This is a genomic window from Gemmatimonadota bacterium (genome assembly GCA_026387915.1).
Classification (GTDB): Bacteria; Gemmatimonadota; Gemmatimonadetes; order Gemmatimonadales; family Gemmatimonadaceae; genus Fen-1231.
This window is the reverse complement of sequence record JAPLKS010000011.1, coordinates 142343-166597: the sequence shown is the minus strand read 5'-3', so window position 1 is coordinate 166597 and position 24255 is coordinate 142343. Positions and strand designations below refer to the sequence as shown.

Annotated in this window: 25 protein-coding genes; 23 read left to right on the top strand and 2 right to left on the bottom strand. The window is 64.5% G+C overall.

The window, feature by feature from the left end:
- The 5 genes from hrcA to NTZ43_06600 all read left to right on the top strand — a co-directional run bounded on the left by hrcA (nt 1) and on the right by NTZ43_06600 (nt 4266).
- A complete protein-coding gene (gene hrcA / locus NTZ43_06620) occupies nt 1-1044 on the top strand; it encodes a heat-inducible transcriptional repressor HrcA (GenBank protein ID MCX5766880.1) in 1044 nt (347 codons plus the stop codon).
- Nucleotides 1041-2186 carry a molecular chaperone DnaJ gene (gene dnaJ / locus NTZ43_06615; protein MCX5766879.1) on the top strand — a complete coding sequence of 382 codons (1146 nt, stop codon included), beginning with the start codon at nt 1041-1043 and terminating at the stop codon, nt 2184-2186. The genes hrcA and dnaJ overlap by 4 nt, the downstream gene beginning before the upstream one ends.
- Before the next feature lie 109 nt (nt 2187-2295).
- A complete protein-coding gene (locus NTZ43_06610; GenBank protein ID MCX5766878.1) occupies nt 2296-3138 on the top strand; it encodes a 50S ribosomal protein L11 methyltransferase in 843 nt (280 codons plus the stop codon).
- Nucleotides 3135-3932 (top strand): RsmE family RNA methyltransferase, encoded by a 798-nt coding sequence (locus NTZ43_06605; protein ID MCX5766877.1) that lies wholly within the window; start codon nt 3135-3137, stop codon nt 3930-3932. The genes NTZ43_06610 and NTZ43_06605 overlap by 4 nt, the downstream gene beginning before the upstream one ends.
- A complete protein-coding gene (locus NTZ43_06600; protein ID MCX5766876.1) occupies nt 3925-4266 on the top strand; it encodes a histidine triad nucleotide-binding protein in 342 nt (113 codons plus the stop codon). The genes NTZ43_06605 and NTZ43_06600 overlap by 8 nt, the downstream gene beginning before the upstream one ends.
- 89 nt (nt 4267-4355) lie before the next feature.
- Here the strand turns inward: NTZ43_06600 and NTZ43_06595 are convergent, their stop codons facing one another.
- The gene (locus NTZ43_06595; GenBank protein MCX5766875.1) at nt 4356-7817 is read right to left on the bottom strand and encodes a glycosyltransferase; all 3462 of its coding nucleotides are present in this window, start codon (nt 7815-7817) and stop codon (nt 4356-4358) included.
- Between the two features lie 136 nt (nt 7818-7953).
- Between NTZ43_06595 and rpsU the strand changes: the two genes are divergently transcribed.
- From rpsU to rsmA, 13 genes are all read left to right on the top strand, one after another.
- A complete protein-coding gene (gene rpsU, locus NTZ43_06590; GenBank protein MCX5766874.1) occupies nt 7954-8139 on the top strand; it encodes a 30S ribosomal protein S21 in 186 nt (61 codons plus the stop codon).
- A gap of 12 nt (nt 8140-8151) precedes the next feature.
- The gene (locus NTZ43_06585) at nt 8152-8586 is read left to right on the top strand and encodes a GatB/YqeY domain-containing protein (GenBank protein ID MCX5766873.1); all 435 of its coding nucleotides are present in this window, start codon (nt 8152-8154) and stop codon (nt 8584-8586) included.
- A gap of 80 nt (nt 8587-8666) precedes the next feature.
- Nucleotides 8667-11084, top strand: coding sequence for a Smr/MutS family protein (locus tag NTZ43_06580; protein MCX5766872.1), 2418 nt, complete (start codon nt 8667-8669; stop codon nt 11082-11084).
- Nucleotides 11081-12982: a DNA primase gene (gene dnaG, locus NTZ43_06575; protein MCX5766871.1), complete on the top strand. Its 1902-nt coding sequence runs from the start codon at nt 11081-11083 to the stop codon at nt 12980-12982. Before NTZ43_06580 ends, dnaG begins: the two co-directional genes overlap by 4 nt.
- 41 nt (nt 12983-13023) lie before the next feature.
- A complete protein-coding gene (locus NTZ43_06570) occupies nt 13024-13728 on the top strand; it encodes a hypothetical protein (GenBank protein ID MCX5766870.1) in 705 nt (234 codons plus the stop codon).
- Nucleotides 13725-15428: a single-stranded-DNA-specific exonuclease RecJ gene (recJ, locus tag NTZ43_06565; protein MCX5766869.1), complete on the top strand. Its 1704-nt coding sequence runs from the start codon at nt 13725-13727 to the stop codon at nt 15426-15428. The genes NTZ43_06570 and recJ overlap by 4 nt, the downstream gene beginning before the upstream one ends.
- Nucleotides 15425-15955, top strand: coding sequence for a 16S rRNA (guanine(966)-N(2))-methyltransferase RsmD (gene rsmD / locus NTZ43_06560; GenBank protein ID MCX5766868.1), 531 nt, complete (start codon nt 15425-15427; stop codon nt 15953-15955). The genes recJ and rsmD overlap by 4 nt, the downstream gene beginning before the upstream one ends.
- A gap of 20 nt (nt 15956-15975) precedes the next feature.
- Entirely contained in the window at nt 15976-16446 is a 471-nt protein-coding gene (gene coaD / locus NTZ43_06555; protein ID MCX5766867.1) for a pantetheine-phosphate adenylyltransferase, read from the top strand.
- Nucleotides 16443-17456: a phosphate acetyltransferase gene (gene pta / locus NTZ43_06550; GenBank protein ID MCX5766866.1), complete on the top strand. Its 1014-nt coding sequence runs from the start codon at nt 16443-16445 to the stop codon at nt 17454-17456. The genes coaD and pta overlap by 4 nt, the downstream gene beginning before the upstream one ends.
- Before the next feature lie 26 nt (nt 17457-17482).
- Complete coding sequence (locus tag NTZ43_06545) at nt 17483-17815, top strand: STAS domain-containing protein (protein MCX5766865.1); 333 nt, start codon at nt 17483-17485, stop codon at nt 17813-17815.
- The gene (locus NTZ43_06540; protein MCX5766864.1) at nt 17816-18244 is read left to right on the top strand and encodes an ATP-binding protein; all 429 of its coding nucleotides are present in this window, start codon (nt 17816-17818) and stop codon (nt 18242-18244) included.
- The gene (locus NTZ43_06535; GenBank protein ID MCX5766863.1) at nt 18241-19548 is read left to right on the top strand and encodes a SpoIIE family protein phosphatase; all 1308 of its coding nucleotides are present in this window, start codon (nt 18241-18243) and stop codon (nt 19546-19548) included. Before NTZ43_06540 ends, NTZ43_06535 begins: the two co-directional genes overlap by 4 nt.
- Nucleotides 19549-19558: 10 nt before the next feature.
- Complete coding sequence (rsmA, locus tag NTZ43_06530; protein ID MCX5766862.1) at nt 19559-20356, top strand: 16S rRNA (adenine(1518)-N(6)/adenine(1519)-N(6))-dimethyltransferase RsmA; 798 nt, start codon at nt 19559-19561, stop codon at nt 20354-20356.
- Between the two features lie 66 nt (nt 20357-20422).
- Here rsmA and NTZ43_06525 read toward each other — a convergent pair whose 3' ends face one another.
- Nucleotides 20423-21049: a redox-sensing transcriptional repressor Rex gene (locus tag NTZ43_06525; protein MCX5766861.1), complete on the bottom strand. Its 627-nt coding sequence runs from the start codon at nt 21047-21049 to the stop codon at nt 20423-20425.
- A 78-nt stretch (nt 21050-21127) separates the two neighbouring features.
- Here NTZ43_06525 and NTZ43_06520 point away from each other — a divergent pair, with 78 nt between their 5' ends.
- From NTZ43_06520 to rplT, 5 genes are all read left to right on the top strand, one after another.
- Entirely contained in the window at nt 21128-21829 is a 702-nt protein-coding gene (locus NTZ43_06520) for an exonuclease domain-containing protein (protein ID MCX5766860.1), read from the top strand.
- Nucleotides 21830-21937: 108 nt separating this feature from the next.
- Nucleotides 21938-22831 (top strand): MBL fold metallo-hydrolase, encoded by an 894-nt coding sequence (locus NTZ43_06515; protein MCX5766859.1) that lies wholly within the window; start codon nt 21938-21940, stop codon nt 22829-22831.
- Between the two features lie 286 nt (nt 22832-23117).
- A complete protein-coding gene (gene infC / locus NTZ43_06510) occupies nt 23118-23636 on the top strand; it encodes a translation initiation factor IF-3 (protein ID MCX5766858.1) in 519 nt (172 codons plus the stop codon).
- A gap of 14 nt (nt 23637-23650) precedes the next feature.
- On the top strand, nt 23651-23848 hold the full coding sequence (rpmI, locus tag NTZ43_06505; GenBank protein MCX5766857.1) for a 50S ribosomal protein L35: 198 nt from the start codon (nt 23651-23653) through the stop codon (nt 23846-23848).
- Between the two features lie 11 nt (nt 23849-23859).
- A complete protein-coding gene (gene rplT, locus NTZ43_06500; GenBank protein ID MCX5766856.1) occupies nt 23860-24222 on the top strand; it encodes a 50S ribosomal protein L20 in 363 nt (120 codons plus the stop codon).
- Nucleotides 24223-24255 lie beyond the last annotated feature (33 nt).

The following is a 24255-nucleotide window of genomic DNA, read 5'->3' as shown; positions in this document are numbered from 1 at the left end:
ATGACGTCTCAAGAGCTAAACGATCGCGAACGCCAAGTGCTTGAGGCGGTTATCCGCTCTTATGTGGAGACAGCGGAGCCAAGTGGCTCGCGCACCATCTCGCGCCGGTTCGGGCTGGGTGTGTCGCCGGCCACGATCCGCAACACCATGAGTGATCTGGAAGAGAAGGGCTATCTCTTCCATCCGCATACATCAGCAGGGCGCGTTCCCACGGAAAAGGCCTATCGGCTGTACGTGGACGAACTGATGCGCCTGCCCGCGTTTGACCGTGTGCACCGTGACCGATTGCAGCAGGAGATTCTCGCGGGTGGTTCCGCCATCGAATCGATCTTGCGACGCGCGGCACAAAGTCTCGGGGTGCTCACGCAAGAGTTGGGCGTCGCCCTCGGACCGCGGCTCGAAGAGACGATACTCGAGAAGCTCGACATCGTGCGGCTGACGAGTGCCAAGCTGATTCTCGTCCTCACGTTACGTGGCGGCACCGTGCGGACGATCTTCATTGAAGTCGCCGGCGCAATTGCCGACGATGCGGTCGCCGAGGTGCAGTTGGTGCTCAATGAACGCCTCGGTGGGCTCAGCTTGGCGGCGATTCGCTCCTCGTTGGGCGAGCGGCTGCGCGATGCGACGATGGGCGCTCCCTCCACAGAGTTGATGAACATCTTCGTGCAGGAACGCGATTCCTTGTTCGATGTGCCCGCGGCCGATGATCGTGAGACGTTGGTGCTGGGGCAGGCCGCCTTCTTGGCGGACAAGCCCGAGTTTGCGAGCGGCGAGGGAATGCGTCGCATTATCGAGTTGACAGACACGCGCGTGGAGTTGGCCTCGTTGCTCCGCAATCGGCAAACCAGTGCGGGTGTGCAGATCACAATTGGAAATGAGAACGGCGCGCCGTTGCCCGGTGGGCTGACGGTGGTGACCGCGGAGTACCGCGCCGGCGGATTGTCTGGCGTGATTGGAGTGATCGGGCCGACGCGTATGCCGTACGACAAGGTGATCGCGCTCGTGTCGCATACGTCGTCGTTGGTTACGGAGTTGCTTGCGTGAACGATTTTTATTCCATTCTGAGCGTCGAACGATCGGCCTCGGACGATGATATCAAACAATCGTATCGCCGCTTGGCGATGCAGTTTCACCCGGACCGGAACGGTGGTGCCAAAGAAGCAGAGGAGCGCTTCAAGGAAATCACCGAGGCGTACGACGTGCTGCGCGATCCGCAGAAGCGCGCCGCGTACGATCGCTACGGCGAGGCGGGGCTCAAGGGCGCTGGGGGAGCGGGTGGTGGGCAGTACCACCATGTCGATCTCTCCGAAGCGCTCAATATTTTCATGCGCGACTTTGGGTTGGGCGACCTCTTCGGCGGCGCTGGCGGCGGTGGCGGTCGTTCGCACGCGGGTCCACGTGGCGGAGCCGATACCAAGGTGGAGGTCAAGCTGACGCTTGAGGAAGTGGCGCTTGGCGTCACGAAGTCGCTCAAGCTGAAGTTGCTAGACCCGTGCGATCGGTGCAGTGGGAGTGGTGCGGAAGCGGGCAGCAAGCCGGCGCAGTGCACGACGTGTGCGGGGGTCGGCGAAGTGCGTCGCGCGCAACGCAGCTTCTTTGGAAATTTTGTGAGCGTCGCACCCTGTCCGACCTGCGGGGGAGAGGGCGTGATGATCGCGTCGCCGTGCAAGAACTGTCGCGGTGAAGGGCGTCAGCGCGGCGATCACGCCATTCCGGTGAAGATTCCGGCTGGCGTCGCAACAGGGCAGTACATGCAGATGCGCGGCGTTGGGAACTCGGGTGCACGCGGAGGACCGCGCGGCGATGTGATCGTTGTCTTTGAGGTACAGGACGACGAGCGGTTTGAACGCGACGGGGAGGATCTCTACACCGAAGCGTTGGTCACCTATCCGCAGGTGGTGCTCGGCGCTGAAATCGAAGTGCCCGGCGTGAATGCCCCGCACTCGCTGCGCGTGCCCGCGGGGACACAAAGCGGCCATGTGTTTGTGTTGCGCGGAAAGGGTTTGCCGCGCCTGAACGCGAGTGGCGTGGGTGATCTGCATGTACGCGTGCAGGTGTGGACACCGTCGGAACTCTCCGAAGCGGAAGAGCAGCTTACCGCTGCGCTCGCCAAAGTGACGCAGGCGCCGCCGGCGACGCGCGAAAAAGGATTTTGGGCGCGCATGAAAGAAGCGATCGGCGCGTGAACACTCAGCGCGTGAACACTCAGCGCGTGAACACTCAGCGCGTGAACACTCAGCGCGTGAACACTCAGCGCGTGAACGCGTGTGGTACGACGGGTCGCCGAGGCACCCGATGACCGGCTCTTGGATTCGTCTCGCGGTCCGGCCGTCAAATGTTGATCTGCGTGACGCCGTGAGTGTCGCGCTCTTCGCGTCCGGCGCTCAGGGACTGCACGAAGATGGTGATTGGCTCGTGACCCATCTGGAACCGGCGGCACCGATCGATCCGTTTCTCGTCGCCGTGCGTGCCGCCGATGCGGACGCCGCCGTCGAGACCGGACTCGTGCCGCCGGTCGATTGGACGGCGATGATGCGTGAGCGCATTGTCTCGCACCAGCTCGGCTCACTCACGGTGACGCCCCCGTGGCTCGCGGATCAGTTTGATCCGGCGACGACCATCGTCATTGAGCCCGCGATGGCCTTTGGTACCGGCGAGCATCCCACCACGCGCGGCGTCGTGCGGTTGATGCAGGCGGAGATCCGGTCCGGCGACACGGTGGCCGATCTTGGCGCGGGGAGTGCGGTGCTCTCGATTGCGGCCGCGAAGCTCGGCGCTATGCGCGTCGCGGCCATCGAACTGGACGCCGACGCCATTGGCAACGCCGAAGAAAATGTCGTGCGCAACCATGTGGTGGGGCGCGTCTCGGTGCTCGAGGGCGATGCCGCGGTGTTTCTCCCGTTGTTTGCGCCGGTGCGTGTGGTACTCGCGAATATTATTTCGTCGGTGTTGCTGGAGTTGCTTCCCGTCATTGCGGCGTCACTCGCCCCAGACGGCGTCGCCATCTTGAGTGGCATTCTTGGTGAGGAACGCGAGATGATGCTCGCGGCATTGGATGCGGGTGGCTGGGTGGTGCGCGCGGAGGACGCGGAAGAGCAGTGGTGGTCGGTGACCGTTGCGCGGCGAGCGCACGGGTGAGCGTGCCGACCTTTCTCGCGCCCGAGGCGATCGTGGTGGGCGAGACGCTCACGCTCGGCGAGGACGCGGCGCATCATATGCGCGTGTTGCGCCTCGATGTGGGCGCGCCGGTACAACTGCTCGATGGCCTTGGTGCCTCTGGCACCGGGACCTTGGTGCGATTGGCCAAGCGCAATGCGTCGGTGCACGTCGAGACGGCGGTGTACGCGGATGCGCTTCCGCCGGTGCATGTGGTGGTCCCGATTGCCGACCGCGACCGCATGTTGTGGCTCGCCGAAAAAATGGCCGAACTCGGCGCTACGAGTTGGCGTCCGGTGATGTTCAAGCGCTCGCGCTCGGTCACACCGCGCGGCGAGGGCACCGTCTTCCACCAAAAGGTGACGGCGCGCATGTCATCCGCGTTGGAGCAGTCTCGTGGTGCGTGGCTGCCGCAGCTGTATCCGGAAGCGACGCTGGAGAACGCGATTGCCGCGACGCCAGGTGGTGTGCGGCTCGTGCTCGACGGCAGTGGTGCCGCTGTTGTCCCGGTGCTCGACGCGTTGCTCACCGACGCGCGCCGCGCGGTGCCTGAGGGTGGTGTCGTGCCGGTGACGGTTGTGGTGGGCCCGGAGGGCGGACTCGAATCCGCCGAACTGCAATTGCTTGTTGGGTCAGGTTTCCGCGCGGTGACGCTTGGACGTACGGTACTTCGTTTTGAAACCGCAGCCGTGGCCGGGCTCGCGGTGGTGCGCGCGGCGCTCGATGTGTCGGCGCAACCATCATCCGCGGCCGCGGTGGAGCGTTCGGATGCCTGAGAGTTGCCTCTTCTGCCGCATTGCACGCGGCGAAATTCCCGCGACGATCATCGCCGAGAATGCGAGCGCGATTGCGATTCGCGACATTAACCCCAAGGCACCGGTGCATGTGCTGGTCATGCCGCGCACGCACGTGGAGTCGCTGAATGCCCTAACGGATGGCGCGGTGCTCGGCGCCATGGGCGTACTGGCGCGCGAAGTGGCGGCCGCTGAGGGGATTGCCGATGGTGGATGGCGTGCGGTGATGAACACCGGAGGAGATGGCGGACAGACGGTGATGCATCTCCACATGCACGTAATGGGCGGTCGCGCCATGCACTGGCCGCCGGGCTGACCTGACACGTGCGGCGCAGTAGTTGTGCGCCGCGATGTCGAGTGTCCTGGGCGCCGTTGACGAGTCACGGCGCCGCTGTCGAGCGAACGCTAGGGCGCTGTCGTTGGACGGATCACGGTGGCCTTTCGATCGAGCTTGCCCCAGCCGACGACACCGCCTTTGACGGCGGCAATGATGCTACGCCACACCACTGAGTACATAAGCTGGCGGTAGACGAAACGTTGGAGCATGATGAGCCACGACAGCCCGGCTTCTTCGTCTGGCTCCATCACGAACGCAATAAGCGCCGCGAGCCAGTCCACGATCACAAACACGCCGTAGTAGAGCATCAACTGGCGGAGATCGGTGAGCGCGTAGTGCTCGCCATGCACGCGCCACGTGAGCCACACGTTGAGCAGCGACCAGACAAACACGAGATCCGCGAGCGGTGAGAGCGCGGCGAGCAGCAGTTGGAACAGCCAGGTGTTGGGGAGCGCCACCCAGCCGAGCGTCCCGTAGCGCGTGCGGAGCAGGGCATCGCGATGCTTCCAGGCACACTGCAACGTGCCGAACGACCACCGGAAGCGTTGCTTGGCGAGTGCGCCGAGTGTGTCCGGTGCTTCGGTCCAGGCAATCGCGTCTTCCGCGTAGCCAATTGTGTGGCCAAGCCGGCGGATGCGAATCGTGAGATCCTGATCCTCGGCGAGGGTGTCGTTGGTGAAGCCGCCCGCTTCGAGCACGGCGCTCCGGCGCCACGCGCCAACGGCACCGGGGATCACCGTGATGCAGTCGAGCAGGGCGAAGGCGCGCCGGTCGAGGTTTTGCGACGTGATGTACTCGAGCGCTTGCCAGCGCGTCACAAGGTTCACGCGGTTGCCAACCTTCGCGTTGCCGGCGACGGCGCCCATCGTTGGGTTGATGAGCGGGGCGACGAGCGCTGACACCGTGTGCGCCTCGAACTCTGTGTCGGCGTCGAGACACACGACGATATCTGCCTGCGTGTGCGCGATGCCGACATTCAAGGCGCTCGACTTGCCGCCGTTTTCTTTACGCATCACCCGTACGCGCGATTCCAGCGCAAACGCGTCACGAGCCACTTCGAATGTTCGGTCGGGTGATCCGTCGTCCACCACGACAATCTCGAACGGCCCCGCGTAGTCCTGCGCGAGCAAACTTTCGATCGTGCGTACAATGACGCGTTCTTCGTTGTACGCCGGCACGATAATCGCGATGGGCGGCGTGAAGATTCCCGGTGCTGGAGACTTATGGAAGCGACGCTGCAGGGCCGCAGTAAAAATGATAAACACGAGGCGCGCGAGCGCGAGCGCCATCGCCACGAGGAACGTCCACGTCAACAGCCAGTTGAACAGCCAGAGTGCGCCGAAGCCCATCATGCCACCGACGCGGGCGAGGAGCGTGGTGCTCTCGGGCTTGGGCATGGCGACGTCTCGCGAAATTCCTGCGAGTTCGCTGACGAGCACGAGCGGGTGGTCGTTGGCTTTCAGCGAATCAATCAGGGCGCCGAGCATGGCCACGGTGCCCGACCGATCGCCGCCCGAGTCGTGGAGCAACACGACGTTGCCGGACCCGAGGAGGTCGAGCGTATTGGCGAGAATGGAGTCAGGGTTGGTGAGCCGCCAGTCTTTGGAGTCCAGCGTCACGCCCGTGGTGACATAGCCGAGGTCGGTGGCGATGCCAATCGGCACGAGTTCGTTTGCCGTCGTGGGATCAGAGTCGCCGAAAAAGGGTGGGCGGAAGAGGGCCGTGCGCCGACCGGTAATGCTTTCGATCAACCGCCCGGTCGCGACGATCTCAAGGCGTGCCACGAGCGGCGTGGTTTCGGCAAGGTTGGGATGCGTGTACGTGTGATTGCCGATTTCGTGCCCCTCGCGCACGATGCGTCGTAGCAGTGCAGGGTACTCATTGGCCTGTTTGCCGAGCACAAAGAAGGTGGCTTTCACACCGCGTGAACGAAGTGTGTCGAGAATAAACGGTGTGTACCGTGGGTCGGGGCCATCGTCGAAGCTGAGCGCGATTTTCATCGAGTCCGACGCGCCAAAGCGCTGCACGAGCCAGGGCGTGGGCGTTTCGGTAATCGTCTCGCTCGTGACGCGTCCCGTGATCGGGTCAGACGTCACCAGCCGATGCCCGGGGGTTGGGCGCGCTACAATACGGAGTAGGTCGCCGCGGCCGAGAAACGGCACATCGTAGCCCGGCCCCATGGCCTCGAGGCTGCTCGGTGAGGCCGATGGGACGTCGTTGGAAATGGCGTTCCAGAGGGACGGGTCCTCGTTCCCTAAGCGCCACACCGCAGCGCCGGCGACGCCCAGCTGCTGTCCGAACCGCGCTTGGTTGAACGCGGTGACACCGTCGAGGAACCAGACGAGGTGGTCCGTGCCGTCAGGGTCGGTCCAGTTGAGTCTCGGATTCAGCGAGACGGAGTCCAACTGAATGAGCGCGCCATGTTCTCGTGAGAGTTGGATGGCGTCCTGAAAGGTCAGCTCTCGGCCGTTGAGTTTTCCGCCGGCATCATCCCAGTGATAGCCATAGGCGCCGAGCGCGAGGATCGTTTGCTTTGGCGGAATCCACTGCGTGAACTGTCGCGTCTTGGCCTCAAACCATCGCTGGCTCGCGACGGGACCCGGATCGCCGTGGCCGTAGTGCTCGTCGTAGAGCATCAGGAACACGTAGTCGCAGTTCGTGGCGTACTTGCGCGCCTGTTCTTCGTCGGCGCTCACTGCCATGGTTGCGGCGAGGAGTCGTCCCCCTGGGGCGAGGCCGGCTCGGAGCAATCGCATGAACGTGAAGAGCTCTTCGTTCATGCGGTATGGCACTTCTTCGAAGTCCACCACGACGCCGGCCAGCCCGTATTTCTGGGCAAAATTCACGAGCTGAATGGCGGCGCGTTCGCGGCTCTCCGGCGTGGCCAGCAGCTTCATGACCGCCGTTGAATCAAAGCGACCGAGGCCGTTATCGAAATTACTGGCCATCGCGAAAATGCGCGGCCGTTCTTTTTCGGGCAGGCGCTCCACGATTTCCAGCGCCTGTGGCTTCGGCGACAGCTTGAGGGAGTCTGACGTTGATTGGGTGAAGGCCCATTCGGCGATCACCCAGTCGAGATCTCGCGCGTGGGCGCGGAGACTTTCGAGTGAGTTGTCGTTCCAGTTGACAAAGAACCCGCCAACAATCTTGGGTCGGTCCACATTGGCATTTGCGGCGCGCACGACGGGTTTTTCTGAGACGCGGTTTTTCTCCACGCGCAGCGACTCGGGGCGTGTGGCGGTTGGGGCGGGGTTCTGCGCGAGCGCCGCCATGAGCCGCTGGTGCGCGGCGTGCTGGCGGGCCGCAAGCTTCGGGTCGGCGAGCCGGGCGGCCGCGCTGGGTGCGGCGCCAATCTTCTTTGATGCGTCGGTGAGCTGAGGTAGTGTCTGCGGAATCACGAATAACACCGCCACCCCGAGCGCGACGAGCGTCGAGAGCACCCCAGCGATCAGGGTGGCGCGGCGAATCGCCCGCCAGCGTTTGCCGCTGGGGTCGTGAAAGACGGAGGGTTCGTGGAGGGGCGGCTGCATGGGGAAGGCTCTGCCATAATAGTAGCGATATGGGGGCTCCCCTTGCTATAACCGCCTGCTCAGGAATAACTTACTAGGCTACCAAAAACAGTCCTCAAAGCCGGCGCGCGACCGCCATGAAGGGGGTAGATTCAGTTTGTCGGAAGTCATCATCCATGACGACGAGAACTTCGAGAGAGCTCTCAAGCGCTTCAAAAAGAAGTGCGAGAAAGCAGGTATCCTTTCGGACCTCCGCAAGCATCGGCATTACGAAAAGCCGAGCGAGAAGCGAAAGCGTAAGATGAACGCCGCGACGCGTAAGAACCGTCGTACGCGGGCGTAAGCTGTGACGGCAATGCGGGACCGGCTGCGCGAGGCAATGAACAGCGCGCGGAAAGCCCAGGACAAGGGATTGACCCTCGTGCTGGGCACGGTCCTCGCCGACATCGAGAACCATGCCATTGCGCTGAAGCGCGAGATCACCGACGACGATGTCGTCGATGTCCTGCGTAAAGCGATCAAACGGCGTCGGGAATCGGTGGAGGCATACGAAAAGGGTGGACGTACGGAGCTGGCGGCCCAAGAACGGGCCGAAGCCGCCGCGCTGGACGCCTGGTTGCCGGCGCAAGTCGGCGAGGATGAATTGCGAGATGCTGTCCGGGCCGTGATTGCGGCTGGCGCAGCGAATCTCGGGGCCGTGATGGGGAAAGTCGTCTCCCAGTTCAAGGGACGTGCTGACGGCAGCGTGATCAATCGCCTCGCCCGCGAGGAGCTCGGCGCTAAGACGTGAATTCGACGATGTCGCAGGTTGAACAAGCCCGAACGAGCGATTCAGATCGCCCGCTCGGGCTTTTTCGTACTCCCCCTGCTGTGCCAGCGCCGGGCCTGACGCACGCCCTGGGCGTGCTCGAGTTTCACCGCGTGCTCGACCTCGTGGCGGGCTACGCGTCGAGCGAGGCGGGCGCTGCGCGGGTGCGCGAGCTGTTTCCGTCGACGGAGCGCGCCGAGATCGTCGCGGAGCACCAGCGCGTGGCGGCGATGCGCGCGTTGGTCACGGGGAAGAATGGGTGGGCGTCGGAAGTCATCCCAGACCTCGCAGAGCCCTTGGCGCGTCTGCGCGTGCCGGGAACTGGGTGGACCGGGCTCGAACTGCGCGCGGCGGTCACGTTGCTCGCGAGTTCCCGCCGCACGCGCGATGCGTTGCAGGATCCGTCGCGCGACGCTGCCGTGCTCGCGCCGCTCGCGCAGATTGCCATGCAGCTCGTGCGTGACGCCGCCACAGAAAAGGAGATTGACCGCGTCATTACCGACGAGGGCGTGGTTCGCGATGATGCCTCGCCGCTACTCCGCCGCTTGCGGCGTGAACTGCGAGGCGCCGAGGCCGATCTGGTGCGGCTGCTGGAACGGTTGATGTCGAAGCTCGAGGCGCATCACCGTGTGGACGACGCGTCGGTCACGCTCAGGAATGGCCGCTATGTGATCCCGGTGCGGCGCGAGGGTCGAGGGGCCGTTGGCGGCATTGTGCACGACACGTCGGGAACGGGCGGCACGGTGTTTGTGGAGCCACCGGCGGCGGTGGAGGCGGGGAATCGCATTCGCGAGATGGAAGCCGAAGAGTACCGGGAGACGGATCGCATCCTGCGCGAGGTGACGGAGCGCTTACGCCCGCATCGCGAGGCGTTGCTGGCGGCGCTCGACGCACTCGTGACGCTCGACGCCCTCTACGCGCGGGCTCGCTACGCCGAGGCATTTGCATGCGCGCCGGTGGTGCTGGCCGCGCCGCGCTCCGGTTTTGCGATTGTACAGGGGCGCCATCCGTTGTTGCTCGCGCGCGATAAAACGAGCGTGGTGCCCTTTGATCTGACGATGGATCCCGGCGAGCACACTTTGTTGGTGTCGGGGCCCAACACGGGCGGCAAGACCGTGCTGCTCAAAGCGCTCGCGTTGCTGTCGATGATGGCGCAGGCCGGAATTCCGGCGCCGGCGGCGCCGGAATCACGGCTCGCGGTGTTTGATCGGTGCTTTGCGGACATTGGCGACGAGCAGTCGATTGAGGCCTCGCTCTCCACATTCAGTGCGCATTTGCGGAACCTCACCGAGATCGTCCGCGATGCGACGCGCGACTCGCTCGTGTTGGCCGACGAGCTGGGCTCGGGGACCGATCCAATAGAAGGGGCTGCACTGGGCGGCGCGATTCTCGAGGAGCTCACGACGCGAGGGACCACCACCATCGCGACGACGCACCTCGGAGCGCTCAAAGAAATTGCGCATGAAGTGCCGGGGGTGGTCAACGCGTCGTTGCAGTTTGATGCCGTGGCGCTGGCGCCCACCTACCGCCTCATCAAGGGCATCCCGGGTCGCTCGTATGGGCTCAGCATCGCGCGTCGACTCTCTATGCCTGAATCGGTGCTGCAGAATGCGGAGCAGCGCGTGCCAAAAGGGGAACGCGATGTCGCGGCGCTACTGGAAGATCTGGAGCGGCGGCAGGATGCGGTGTCCGAGCGTGAACGCAGCGTCACCGAGCATGACGGCGATGTGAAAGAGCGGGCACAGCGGGTGGCAGACCGCGAGCGGACGGTGCGTGAGAAGGAGCGGGAGTTGGAACGCAACGCGCGTGCGGAGCAGCGGCGATATCTGCTCGAAGCGCGCGCTGAAATCGAACGCACCATTGCGGAACTGAAATCGGCCGGCGCGGCGCAGATTGATGCCGCAGGGGCCGACGCGCGACGCGCGGCGGAACAGCTGGCATCGGAGTCGGCGGCCCGCGTGTCCGCACTCGATGCGGAATCGCGGCGCGAAGCGCTCCACGCCGCGCGCGACGAGGCGCCGGTGTCGGGCGACATTGTGGTTGGCGCGATCGTCTCGGTGGCCACCCTCAACGGGAAGGCCGGTACCGTGCTTGAACTGCGCGGTGCGGATGCCGTTGTGAACGTCGGCGCGCTTAAGCTGACGGTGCCGCGCGACACACTCCGCCCCGTGTCACGAAAGAAGCTCGAACCGCTGGAGCGCGTGTCGGTGCGCACGGGGGATGAGCCCGAGCTGGCGGTACAGCGCGATGTCGATGTGCGTGGATTCCGCGTAAGCGAAGTGCAGGACGTGGTGCTGCAGGCCATTGATGCGGCCGTGCGCGCTGACTTGGCGTTGATCACGATCATTCACGGCAAAGGAACCGGGGCGCTGCGCGAAACAGTGGCGCAATTGTTGAAGGGTGATCGGCGAGTGAAATCGTTCCGCTTGGGTGCGTGGAACGAAGGCGGCGCTGGCGCCACGATCGTGGAGCTCGGATGATCCCCGATGACGTGGTAGAACAGGTGGCGCAGGCCGCGGATATCGTGGCCATCATCAGCGAGCACGTCAAACTCAAGAAAACGGGGTCCGTGTACCGCGGGCCCTGCCCATTTCACCAGGGGACCAACGCGAACTTCTCGGTCGTCCCTGGGCGGGGCTATACGTGCTTCGTGTGCGGTGAGAAGGGATCGGTTTTCACCTTCGTGCAGAAACGGCTTGGGCTCAACTTTGTGGAGGCCGTGAAGTACGTCGGCGAGAAGTCGGGCATCGAAGTTATTGACGTACAAAAGCATCGTGAAGGCCCCGATCCGCGCGAGCCGTTGTGGGAACTGAATGCCACCGTCGCCGCGTGGTTTACGGAGATGCTCTGGAACAGCGAGTTCGGCGCGCAGGCGCGGGAATACTTGGCGCGCCGTACTATCTCGCGAGCGACGGCGGATCGTTTTGGTATTGGCTTTGCGCCGCGCGAGCTCGGCTTGATGCGCACGTACCTCAATGGCCTCGGTTTTGACGACGCGCGATTGCTCGACGCCGGCCTATTGGTAAAGCGCGAAGAAATTGAGGAACCGCGGCCGCGATTCCGCGACCGGCTGATTTTTCCGATTCTCGATCCCTCTGGCCACACTGTGGGATTCGGTGGGCGGTTGCTCGGACCCGGCGAGCCGAAGTATCTCAACTCTGCGGAGAATCGCGCGTTCAGTAAGGGGCAGCTGCTCTACAACTTGGGCGCGGCACGCACCGCCATTCGCAAGGATGAGCAGGTGGTGCTCGTCGAAGGGTATTTCGACGTCGTGCGTTTGGTGGACGCCGGCATTGAGTCGGTGGTCGCTCCGATGGGGACGGCGCTCACCGAACAACAGGCCGATTTGCTCGTGCGCAACTCCAAGACGGCGATCCTGCTCTACGACAGTGACGCGCCGGGGCAGAAGGCGACGTTCCGCGCGGCCGACGTGCTCCTCTCGCGCGGGATGACCGTGCGCGTTGTGACGCTCCCAGATGGCGACGACCCCGATACGTTCGTGGCGAAGCATGGTCGTGAGGCGATGGAACGATTGTTCGCCAGCGCCATGGACATTTTTGACCGCAAGGTGCAACTCCTCGAGCGCGGCGGCTGGTTCAGCGATCTGCGGCGCAAACGCCGCGCGCTCGATGCCGTGCTGCCGACGATCCGCGCCACCAGCGATCCCATTACGCGCGATTTGTATGTGCAACGGGTGAGCACCGCGTCTGGCATCGACCGCGCTGTGCTGATGCGTGAGGTGGAGCAGGTGCCCAAGCGCGCCGCCAAGCCGGTGGCGCGCCGCGACGAAACGCCGCTTCCACCCGAGCCGGATGAAGGGGAGGAAGTGCATCACGTCGCGCCGGTACGGTTGGTGCGCCCCCCAGCACGCGAAGTCACCGCGGAGCGCGCTCTGATCAGTGTGATGCTGCTGGATCCGGGCTCGGTGGAAAAAATTGTGGAGGCGGTGGGGCGGCTCGACGAGGCGCGTGGGGATGCGGCCCCACTGGATATGGAGGCACACGGCACCGACGGCGTGTTTCGTGACCCGGTGTATGCCGCCATCTTTGGAGCAATCTCAGAGGCGGTCGCGGAGTCTGGGACGGATATTTCCATTGAGCGACTCGCGGAAAGTCTCGACCCAGAGTCCATTCGCACGGTGGAGCTCCTCCGTGCCGAGCCAGGGGCAATGGTAAACGGCCCGCAGACGATGGAGCAAGCACTGCGTAGCTTGCAGTCGCGGCAGTTCCGGGACCGCATCGACGACATTGACCGCATTCTGCCGCTGGCGGGCGAGGATGAGAAGGCGGCGTTGCTGCAGGAGAAAGCCGCGTTGCGGCGAGAAGCGATTGCGCTGGACCCACGCGATGCGTGGGCCGTAGTGCGGAAGAAGTCGTAAGGGGTGACAGGTAGGGCACGGGCAACTTTCCTGGAGGGGTAGTGCAGACGGATCTCGAAGCCTTGTTGGAATTGCAGGCGGATGACGTGGTGATCGGCGGGCTCGAAACGCGGCTGTCCGCGCTTGAACCGCGCATTCGTGAACTCGATCAGCGCCGACAGCGCTCGCTCGACGCCGTGGCGCGCAGCACCGCCGCGATGTCGGCAGAGGAAAAGAAGCAGGCGTACGTGCGCGATAAAATCGCGGAGCACAAGCAGCTCATCGAGCGCAATCAGGCGCAGATGGATGCGGTGACGAACATGAAGCAGGCAACGGCCGCGGTGGCCCAGATGGAACAGGCCCGCCGGATTGTCGCCACCGAGGAGAGCGATCTGCTCGTCATCAACCGCAAGCTTGATGAAGCGCGCGGTATCCTGCACACGCAGCAGACCGAACTGGCGGCGATTGAAGCCGAGCAGGAGACGGCTCGCGCTGAAGTGGCCGCGGAGCGCGCGGAGGTTGACGGCGAAATGGCCGTCGCAAAGGCCGCCCGCGATGCCTCGGCGGCAAAGGTACCGGCGGCGCTCGTGGCCAAATACGACCGCATCCGGAGCCGCAAGCGCACCGAAGCCGTGTTTGCCATGCGCGGTATGTCGTGCGGCAACTGCGATACGTCGATTCCCATGCAGCGGCGCCACGTGGTGACCGCCGTTGGCGTCATTGAGTTGTGCGAGGCCTGCGGCGTGCTGATGTACTACCAGGCGTGAGAGCGCGGCCGGCCACGCGCTGGACGAACGCGCCGTCACCCGATGAGGGCACGGCGCGGGCGCTGTCTGACACGCTCAAACTTCCGTTGCCGCTCTGCCGCTTGTTAGTGGCACGCGGATACGGGGACGTGGAACAATCCAAGCGGTTTCTCCGGCCGCAACTCGAACAACTGCATGATCCCGCGCTGATGCAGGATCTGCCACGCGCGGTTGAGCGGCTCGCGCGCGCCGTGCGGGCCGGCGAAACGATTCTCGTGCACGGGGACTACGACGTGGACGGCATGTGCTCCACCGCCGTCATGACCCGTTCGATGCGAGCGCTCGGTGGGAAGGTGGTGCCGTTTATTCCCGATCGTCAAAAAGACGGCTACGATCTTGGCGCGGCTGGTGTGGCGGCGGCCCAAGCGGCCGGTGCAACGGTGTTGCTGACCTGTGATTGCGGCACCACCGCGCATGCACCGGCAGTAGAACTCAAAGCGGCCGGCATCGATCTCATTATCTCGGACCATCATCTCCCGGGCGGCCCGTTGCCGCCCGCATACGCCGTGCTGAACCCACGCCGTGTGGATTGCGAATATCCGGATAAAGATTTGGCCGCCGTCGGCGTGGCGTTCAAGTTGGCGCTCGCCCTCACGCGCGAGATGGGCGGCAACGAGAATGTCGTCTACAATCAGCTCGACCTAGTGGCGATGGCGACGGTGGCGGACGTGGCCCCGCTTCGGGGCGAGAATCGCATCTTCGTGCGGCGCGGGCTGGCGCTCCTGAGCGAATCCAAGAGTGCGGGAATCCGCGCGCTGGTGCGGAGTTCCGGCCTCGAAGGCAAGGACATCACGGCAGGACGGGTGGGATTCATTCTCGCGCCGCGGCTCAATGCCCTCGGGCGGCTCGATCGCGCCATTCGCGGTGTTGAGCTGCTGCTGGCCGACACCGACGATGAGGCCAACGCGATCGCGCGCCATTGCGAAGAGATGAATCGCGAGCGTCAGGAGATGGATCGCCGCATGCTCGACGACGTGATGCGGCGCGTGGACGCGCTCGATCTCGACTCCACGTGGGGCATTGTGCTGGCCGATGCGTCGTGGCACGCGGGGGTGATTGGGATTGTGGCGTCGCGCGTGGTGGAACAGACCGCACGCCCCGTTTTCCTGATTGCCGTCAAGGACGGCGTGGGCAAGGGAAGCGGCCGTTCGATTGCCGCCTTCGACCTGCACGCCGCCCTCAGCGCATGCACCGACCTCCTCGTGAAGCACGGCGGCCACCGTGCGGCGGCGGGGCTCACGGTGGCACCCGAGCAGATTCCGGCGTTTGCCGAGCGCTTCAACGAGGTGGCGCGTGCGCAGCTCACGCCGGACGACCTCGTCCGCGATCTGCGCGTCGATCTCGAGTTGCCGCTCGCGGACGCCACCGACGATCTCGAGAAGGTGCTCCGCCACCTCGAGCCATTTGGTGTGGGCAATCCGGGTCCCGTGTTCGCCATACGCGGCGTGCGCGTCGCGTCGTCGCCCACCAAGATCGGCGCGGACGGTCTGAAGTTCACCGTCGATGGCCCGGCAGGGCCGCTTGAGGCGGTGGGATGGGGGCTCGCGCCGAGAGCGGGAGAGGTGCGCCCCGGCGTCGTGCTGGACCTCGCCTGCAAACTCGAACGCAACGAGTACCGCGGGCGATCCTCGTTGCAACTCGCCGTCTCTGATTTTCGATGAGAATCATTGCCGGTGAATGGCGCGGGCGACGGATTGCCGCGCCCAAGAGCGGGCCCGTGCGCCCGACGGCCGATCGTGTGCGCGAGGCCTGGATGAGCATCGTGCAGCACGAGTTGCCGGACGCGCGCGTGCTCGATTTGTTCGCCGGAACGGGCGCCCTCGGCCTCGAGGCGCTCTCCCGCGGGGCGCGATGGGTCGATTTCGTGGAGGCCGACGCCCGGACGTTGCGCGTGCTGCTCAGCAACGTCGAGGGGCTTGAGGCCGGATCTCGCTGTGCGACGCACCGGGGCGACGCCCTGCGCTTTGCGGAGCGGTTACGAACCCCAGACGGGGTTCGCGCGTATGACGTATGCTTTGCCGATCCACCGTATCGCCTAGGACTGGCCGCGCAGGTGGCCGAGTGCTGGCTAGCGGCGCCGTTTGCCACCATTTTCGGGGTAGAGCACGAAGCCCGTGCGACATTACCAGATGGCGGCGATGTGCGTCGATATGGCGACAGCGCCATCACCATTTACCGAGCGACCTAGTGCCCACCACGAATGTTGCGATGTATGCCGGCAGCTTTGACCCGATCACGAACGGCCATGCCGACCTGATCAAACGTAGCCTCGGCTTTGTGGATCGCGTGATCGTGGCGGTTGCCGTAAACCTGTCCAAGCAACCGGTCTTCACCGTCGATGAACGCACCGCGCTCATCCGCGCGGCGGTGGAAGATGATCCGCGTGTGGAGGTCCGATCGTTCAGCGGATTGTTGGTGGATTTTGCGAGCACGAGTGGTGTGCGCCTCATTATTCGTGGCCTGCGCGCGGTGAGCGATTTTGAATACGAATATCAAATGGCGCTGATGAACCGACACCTCGCGCCAGAAATGGAAACGGTGTTCATGGTGCCCTCGCTCGATACCACCTATATCAGTTCGAGTTTGGTGCGGGAGATCGCGCGCTTCCACGGGGATGTCACGAACCTCGTGCACCCGACGGTCGCTGCGGCGCTTCGGGCGAAGTTTCCGCGCACGTGAGCTTCCTCGCGCAGCTCCGCGCGCGTGCGTCGCAGCTCGGAGCGCGCGTCGCTTTCTCGGAAGCGGCTGATCCACGCGTCCTCGAAGCGGCGGTGCGGCTGGAGCGCGAGGGCGTGGCCACGCCAGTGTTGGTGCTCGATCCGGCCGCCAAGCACGGGCATGCCGCAGCCCACGCCACGGGCCTCGAATGCGTGGACCCGTCCGCCGATCCGCGCGTGGACTCGCTGACCGACCTCCTAGTGCAGCTGCGTGCCAAGCAGTCCCTGTCGCGCGATGATGCGCAGCGCATGGCCCGCGACCCGCTCACCTTTGCGACCTATTTGCTCCGGGCGGGCGATGTGGACGCCGCCGTGGCCGGCGCCGTGCGCGTGACGGCGGACGTCATTCGCAATGCACTCTGGCTCATTGGGCCGGCGACCGGCGTGCGGACCGTGTCGAGCGCGTTCTACCTGTGCGTTCCGCCCTTTCGCGGTCAGACTGCCGAAGTGCTGACGTACACCGACTGCGCCGTCGTCCCGCAGCCGACGGCCGAACAGCTGGCCGACATCGCCCTTGCCGCGGCGGAGGCGCGCCGCCGCATTGTTGGCGACGAGCCGCGCGTGGCCTTCTTGTCCTACAGCACCATGGGCTCGGGTGGGGATGCGGGCTCTATTGCGGTGATCCGCGAGGCGCTCCGGATGGTGCGCGAGCGCGAGCCGCGACTGGCCTGCGACGGTGAGTTGCAGGGCGACGCCGCGCTCATCGCGGATGTGGCCGCACGCAAGGCGCCAGGGAGCACGGTGGCCGGTCGCGCCAATGTGCTGGTCTTTCCATCGCTTGACGCAGGGAATATTGCATACAAGCTCACGGAACGGCTCACCGGCGCCATGGCGATCGGTCCGGTGTTACAAGGACTCGCGAAACCGGTGTCTGATCTCTCGCGCGGAGCGGACGCCGATGCCATCTTTCACGTAGCGGTCGTCACGGCCATGCAGGCCACGCGCGCCGCGGCACCCCCCAGCGGTGCGTGACGCACCTCCTCCGAGGATCGATCCCAATGACCTTCACGGTTACGCAGCACGGCGACGTCAATATCGTCGAAGTTGAGGGGCAGTTGATTGTCAGCAATCGACAGGAGCTCAAGTCGAAGGTGCTTGAGCAACTCGATAAGGGCGCGCGCAAAGTGTTGGTCGACTTCGGCCGGACGAGCTACATCGACAGCTCTGGCCTTGGCGTCCTCGTGTCCATGTCCAAGAAGGTCCGTGAGATGGGCGGCGATCTTCGCCTCGCCAATCTCAATGAAGATCTGCAGACCCTGTTCGAACTCACCAAACTCGATACGCTGTTCCAGATCTCCGAGTCGCGCGAGCGCGCTCTCGAGAGTTTCTGAGTGGAGGCGTTGCCGGCGCTCGCCGATCTTGACGTGCGCATTCCCAGCGATATCCAGTACATCACGGATATCGTGGACGAAGTCGTCCGCCGCTGTGCGGCGGCGGACTTTCCCCGTCGGCATCTCGCGCTGAACGTCCCGGTCGCGCTCACGGAGGCGCTGTCGAACGCGATTCTGCGTGGCAACCGCGAGTCGCGCGATCGTTCGGTGCATGTGCGCGCCCACGTGGATGCGAGTGTTTTAGTGCTCGAGGTGCGCGACGAAGGCGATGGATTCGACCTCGAGGCCTGCACCGATGATCCCACCACCGAAGAAAACCTCTGGCGCGAAGACGGGCGTGGTCTCTTTCTGATGCGCCGCCTGATGGATGACGTGGAACGCTTCAGCGACGGCGGGAACGTCGTGCGCCTCACCCTGCGACGTCCGTGAACGCGCACGGCGTAGACGTGGAGCGGCTTCGGCGAGAGGCCGAACTGGCCGCGAGGCAACTCACCGAGAGTTGGGAGGAAATCAATCTCCTCTACTCTATTGGCGAGATCCTCGGCCGTACCGTCACGCTCGCGGATGCTGCGGCGACCATCCTACATGAGATTTGCGACACGGTAGGCGCCGGCCTGGGCGCGATCTATGTGCACGATGCACCACGCGGCCTCTTGCACCCGGTGGCCGTGCTCGGCGCCGATGCGGCCGCCCTGCCTCCAGTGGCCGTGGACGACGAGACCAGCATTCTCGTGCGAGTCTTTCGCGAGCGGCGTCCGCATCTCGCCCCGCCCGACGAGCCGGGCGGTGCCCGCGAGGCGCTTGTGCGCCGTGGCGCGATGCTCGCCGTCCCCGTGCTCTGGACCACGCCGCAGGGGAGCATCCCATTGGGCGTGGTGTCGCTGTCGGCGCCGCGCGGCAACGAGCCGTTCAGTGCCGGCGACCAAAAACTGCTGGCTGCAATCGCCACGCAGATTGGCACCGCAATTCAGATTGACCGCCTCGTAACAGCGTCGGTGGCTCAGGAGCGCCTCGCTCACGAAATGCAAATGGCGCATGAGTTGCAGATGCGACTCCTGCCTGCGCCGTCGTCGCTCGCGCCGGACGCGGAGTGCGCGGCGCGTGTGGAGCCTGCGGAACATGTCGGTGGCGATTTCTACCAGCTGTTCAAGCTGGGGCAGGGGCGCACCGGCGTGCTCATTGGCGATGTGTCGAGTCACGGCTATCAGGCCGCGCTCATCATGGCGCTGACGATGAGCGCGATGGCGATCCACGCGCAGTCGCATCTCGACCCGGCCGCCGCACTCGATGCGCTGCGCGAGAGCCTCTCCGACGAACTGCGGCAGACCGAGATGTTCCTCACCATCTGCTACGTCGTGATAGACCCCGCGGCCGGCGTTGTGCGATTCGCCAATGCCGGACACCCGCACGCCTTTGTGTTGCGCGCTGACGGCACCGCCGAGCGACTCGCTGCTTCCGACGCACCGCTCGGGCTCGGTTCCAAGGCGCCGACGACAGCCGAAACCGCGTGGACCCGCGGCAGCGACGTGCTCCTGCTGTTCACCGACGGCATCAGCGATGCACGCGACGACGACGGCAAGGTGCTCGGCGAACAGCAGGTGCTCGAGGTGGCGCGTGCTCGGCGGCGCGACGGACCGTCGCGCATCGTTGACGGCGTATTCGCGTTGCTCGAAGGCCACATGGGGGGCGGCGTGCCGGCCGACGATCAAGCGATCGTCGTGCTCCGGAACTGAGCCGCAACCCGTGAGCGATAACTTTCCGCGGCCGCGCAAACACCTCGGCCAGCATTTTCTTACCGATCCGCGCATCCTCGCGCGCATCGCCGATGCGCTCCAGGCCACGCCGCAGGACACCGTGGTGGAGATCGGTCCCGGACGCGGCGCGCTCACCGAGCAGCTTCTCCAGCGCGCCGGACGCGTGGTGGCCATTGAGATTGACCGCGACCTCGCCGGCCGCCTGCGCGATGCCTACGCCGACGAACCGCGACTCTCGATTATTGATAAGGATGTGCTCGACGTACCGCTCGCCGCCGCGGCGGGCACCGACGATTTTCTCCTTGCCGGCAACGTGCCGTACAACATCACCACGCCCATTCTGTTTCACGCGCTGCGCCGCGTGCGGCCGCGGCGCGCGATTTATCTCGTGCAGCGCGAAGTCGCCGAGCGGGTGGTCGCGGCCGCTGGGACCGAGGCGTATGGCGCGCTCTCCGCAAACGTGCAGGCCATTGCGCGTGCGGAAATTCTGTTCAAGGTCGCGGCCGGCTCTTTTACGCCGCCGCCCAAGGTGGAAAGTGCCGTGCTGAAAATCGAACCGCTCGACACGCCGGTCATCAACTCCGATGAAGAAGAACCGTTCCGCGTGATGGTGCAGGGGGCGTTTGGCATGCGCCGCAAACAGATGGCGCGCGTGGTGCGCGAACTGTGGGGCGGGGGAGCGGAGGACGCGGCCGCACTCCTCGGCAAGGCTGCGATCAATCCGATGCTACGCCCAGAGGTGTTGTCGCCGCACGACTTTGCTCGACTGCTGCGCGCGCGAAGCTAACACACGCGGGATGTCGAGCCGGAACGCGCGCGCGAACGGGCGTTCGGCGTCGTCTCGGAAGGAGCGCTACGCGTCCCGGTTTACGAGTTCGTACGCCAAGAACTCGAGTTCAAGGGCCATGTTCACACTGCGCACCGCGACGTTGCTCGCGGCCTGTACCGGCACCGGCGCAAAGTTCAGAATGGCGCGAATGCCAGCCGACGTCACGCGGTCCACCAGCGGCTGCGCGGCCTCGGCGGGGACGGCGAGCAACACGATATCAACGGCGAGCGTCTTGAGATCGGCGTCCAGTTCGCGTTGGTCGCGTACGACAACGCCGTCGAGTGAGACTCCAATGCGTGCCGGGTCGATATCGTACACCGCCACCACGTCAAAGCCACGCACGCGGAAGCCATTGTACTGGGCGAGCGCCCGGCCGATCTTGCCACCACCGATGATCGCCACCTTCCACGTCCGCTCAAGCCCCAAGATTTCTCGTAGTGAGCGAGAGAGGGCCGTCACAGAGTATCCGAGGCCACGTTTGCCGAACGATCCAAAGAACGACAGGTCTTTGCGGACCTGCGCCGACGTGGTTCCGCCGAGGGAGGCAAGCTCGCCACTGGAGACTGTCTGCTGCCCCTGCGCCTCGAGTTCCTCGAGGAAGCGGAGATAGTCGGACAGACGTCGGACGGTGGATTCGGCGATGTGTTTCAAGGCCATTCCGCTTGTGAATGATTTCACAAGTTACAATACACTTGCACTTTGCGGCAATCCCTCCCGTAACCTCCTGACGTGACTCACCAACCTCAGCGTCCACTCCCAGAGGACGGCACCGCCTTTGATCAGGTGCCCTTTGTTGTTGTGGACGTCGAGACCACGGGCGGGAGCGCGCTTGCTGGGCATCGCGTGACTGAGGTCGCCGCAGTCATCGTGGAGCGAGGTGTGGTGCGCGATGCGTTCCATTCCTTGGTCAATCCTCGGCGCTCGATTCCTCCCTTTATCACCGGTCTCACGGGGATCGACGATGCGATGGTGCGGAACGCTCCGGGCTTCGACGAGATTGCTGGCGGACTGGCGGAGCAACTGGTGGGACGCGTGTTCGTGGCACATAACGCCAAGTTCGACTGGGGTTTTCTCTCCTCCGAGTTTGGGCGGCTCGCCCCCACCGTCCTCGGAGCGGCCGATCCGTTGTCGCAGTTGGCCACGGCGCAGCTGTGCACCGTGCGCCTCGCGCGGCGGTTGCTCCAGCATTTACCCCGCCGCAACCTCGACGCGATGTGCGTGCACTACGGCGTGACGATTGAGCACCGGCACCGTGCGGCGGGCGATGCCCGCGCCACGGCGCAGGTGTTGCTGGCGCTGCTGCAGGACGCGGAACGGCAGGGGGTGTACACGTTTGAGGCGTTGCAGCGGATGCTCGCCGGTGGAACGGGAGTCGCGCGCCGTCGTCGTCGCGCCCTGCCGGCGCCGGGGGATGGCGCAGACGGCGCGTAGCTGGTTGACGCGATTCAAATAGATTGAGTGCAGCTCGCGCGATATCGTTCGGCATAGACCGCAGTTCCTGCACCACGGCCTTCACATCACCACGTCCAAACGCGCCCCATGACGCCTTCACAGCCGCCCGCTCCTGTCTCCCGCTCTGTTGGTCGTTTTCGCGTGCACGCCATTCAGGCTGGCGACCTGATGCTCGACGGCGGTGCGATGTTCGGTGTGGTGCCCAAACCATTGTGGGAGCGTCGCATCTCGGCCGATGCGCGCAACCGCATCCCGATGGGAATGCGCTGCCTGCTCATTGAGCACGATATCGGGCTGGTGCTCGTGGACACTGGCTCGGGAAATAAGGACACCGAGAAGTTCAAAGACATGTACGGCATCGTGAATGTCGGGAGTGCGCCGGATGGCGTGGCACGCACCTGGCTCGAAGACGGGCTGCATGCCCTCGGTCACCGGGTGGAAGACGTCGCGCTCGTGATCAACACGCATCTGCACTTTGACCATGCCGGCGGCAACACGTGGATTGATGCCGCGGGGGTCGTGCGTCCGACCTTCCCGAACGCGCGGTATGTGGTGCAGGCCGGCGAACATCATTATGCCACGCACACCAACGAGCGCACCGGTGCGAGCTATTTTGGCGTGAACTGGGATTCCATCATTGCCGCAGGGCGCTTTGACATGATCGACGGCAATCGCGAGATCGTGCCGGGTATATCGGTCCGTCGCACGCCGGGGCACGTGCCGCACCATCAGAGCGTGGTGATCGACGGAGGCGGGGAGGTGGCCTGTTTCCTCGCGGACGTCTGCCCAACGTCCTACCACCTGCCGCTGCCTTGGATCATGGGCTACGACGTGGAGCCGCTCGTGACGCTGGAGTCCAAGCGCGAGCTGTTCGCCCAGATGGACGCGGAGCGCTGGTTGGCGGTGTTCGAGCACGACGCGACGCACCCGTGGGGCCGAGTGGTGAATGAGGGGAAGGGCTATAAGTTGGCGGACGAGTAACCGCTAAAACGGTTGCTGGGGAGCTGCTCGGGCTCGGGGCGAATACGCCTCGGCCCCTTGCCCCAAGGCCCTCGCTCGCTTAGGCTTAGCGGATAATCGAAGATAAGCGATTGGGCTTCGCGGCCCGATCCACCCTTTGGCCTTCACCGCGTCACGCGGCGTCGAGCTGCAGGAGTCCGAAACGCCTCGCCACGTCGCCCTCCGTATGGGTTGCGCGGGCGGTCTCGTATCGCGGACTCCGAACAGGGTCCGCGATTTTGTTTTCGTCGTCTAGAGGAGACTGGTCATTCAGGACACCACGAAGCGGGGCCCCCGCGTCAATCGACAGATCCGCATCAGCCCGGTTCGCGTAATCGGCGCCGATGGTTCGCAGCTCGGCATCATGGAAGTAGACGTCGCGCTGTCACAAGCGGTGGAGTTGGGACTCGATCTCGTCGAGGTCGCCGCAGCGGCACGACCGCCCGTTGTCCGCATCATGGACTTCGGCAAGTACAAGTTCGAAATGGCGAAGCAGGCCCGGATCGCCAAAAAGAAGCAGCATGTGATTCTGCTCAAGGAAGTGAAGTACCGTCCCGGCATTGAGATTCACGACTTCGACACGAAGACGCGCCATGCGCGCACCTTCATCGAAGAAGGGAACAAGGTGAAGGTGACGCTGATGTTTCGAGGCCGCCAGATCGCGCATCCCGAGCTTGGGCGTGCGGTGGTCGAGCGGGTAGCCCAGGCCTTGGCCGACATCGCAAAGATCGAGACCGATGCGCGGCTGGAAGGAAAGGCCCTGACCATGATTCTCACGCCGAAATAAGCGAGGCGCGTGTTATGCCAAAGATGAAGACCCACAAGGGCGCAAAGAAGCGCTTCTCTGTGACCGCCAAGGGCAAGGTTCGCCGCCTGAAGGCTTACAAGAGCCACATCCTCACGAAGAAGACTTCCAAGCGGAAGCGGCAGCTCCGTCGTCCGACTACGGTCAAGACGAACGGTGAGGCGAAGAACCTCAGACGCCTGCTGCAGGCCTAAGGAGACCGACTATGCCACGCGTAAAATCGAACGTCGTACGCCTCAAGCGTAAGAAGCAGGTCATGAAGGCCGCCAAGGGTGCCTTTGGCGGACGCAGCAAGCTCTGGAAGGCCGCAAAGGAAACCGTCGAGCGCGGTTGGGTCTATGCCTACCGGGATCGTAAGGCGAAGAAGCGCGATTTCCGGAAGCTGTGGATCATCCGCATCAACGCGGCGGCCCACGCGCACGAAATGAGCTACAACACCTTCATGCACGGCCTCAAGAAGGCCGGTATCGAAGTGGATCGTAAGATCCTTTCCGACCTGGCGATTTCCGACCCGGCCGCGTTTACGCTGCTCGCCGAAAAGGCGCGCGCCGCTCTCGCTGCTGCGTAAGGTTTCGCACTAGTTTCGATGAGCGGCAGCGTG

Excerpts from the sequence above, each read along its gene's own strand:
- hrcA (MCX5766880.1), top strand. The coding sequence starts at position 1 with ATGACGTCTCAAGAGCTAAACGATCGCGAACGCCAAGTGCTTGAGGCG.
- NTZ43_06610 (MCX5766878.1), top strand. The coding sequence starts at position 2,296 with ATGACCGGCTCTTGGATTCGTCTCGCGGTCCGGCCGTCAAATGTTGAT.
- NTZ43_06600 (MCX5766876.1), top strand. The coding sequence starts at position 3,925 with ATGCCTGAGAGTTGCCTCTTCTGCCGCATTGCACGCGGCGAAATTCCC.
- NTZ43_06595 (MCX5766875.1), bottom strand. The coding sequence starts at position 7,817 with ATGCAGCCGCCCCTCCACGAACCCTCCGTCTTTCACGACCCCAGCGGC.
- NTZ43_06585 (MCX5766873.1), top strand. The coding sequence starts at position 8,152 with ATGCGGGACCGGCTGCGCGAGGCAATGAACAGCGCGCGGAAAGCCCAG.
- dnaG (MCX5766871.1), top strand. The coding sequence starts at position 11,081 with ATGATCCCCGATGACGTGGTAGAACAGGTGGCGCAGGCCGCGGATATC.
- rsmD (MCX5766868.1), top strand. The coding sequence starts at position 15,425 with ATGAGAATCATTGCCGGTGAATGGCGCGGGCGACGGATTGCCGCGCCC.
- coaD (MCX5766867.1), top strand. The coding sequence starts at position 15,976 with ATGTATGCCGGCAGCTTTGACCCGATCACGAACGGCCATGCCGACCTG.
- NTZ43_06545 (MCX5766865.1), top strand. The coding sequence starts at position 17,483 with ATGACCTTCACGGTTACGCAGCACGGCGACGTCAATATCGTCGAAGTT.
- NTZ43_06515 (MCX5766859.1), top strand. The coding sequence starts at position 21,938 with ATGACGCCTTCACAGCCGCCCGCTCCTGTCTCCCGCTCTGTTGGTCGT.
- rpmI (MCX5766857.1), top strand. The coding sequence starts at position 23,651 with ATGCCAAAGATGAAGACCCACAAGGGCGCAAAGAAGCGCTTCTCTGTG.
- rplT (MCX5766856.1), top strand. The coding sequence starts at position 23,860 with ATGCCACGCGTAAAATCGAACGTCGTACGCCTCAAGCGTAAGAAGCAG.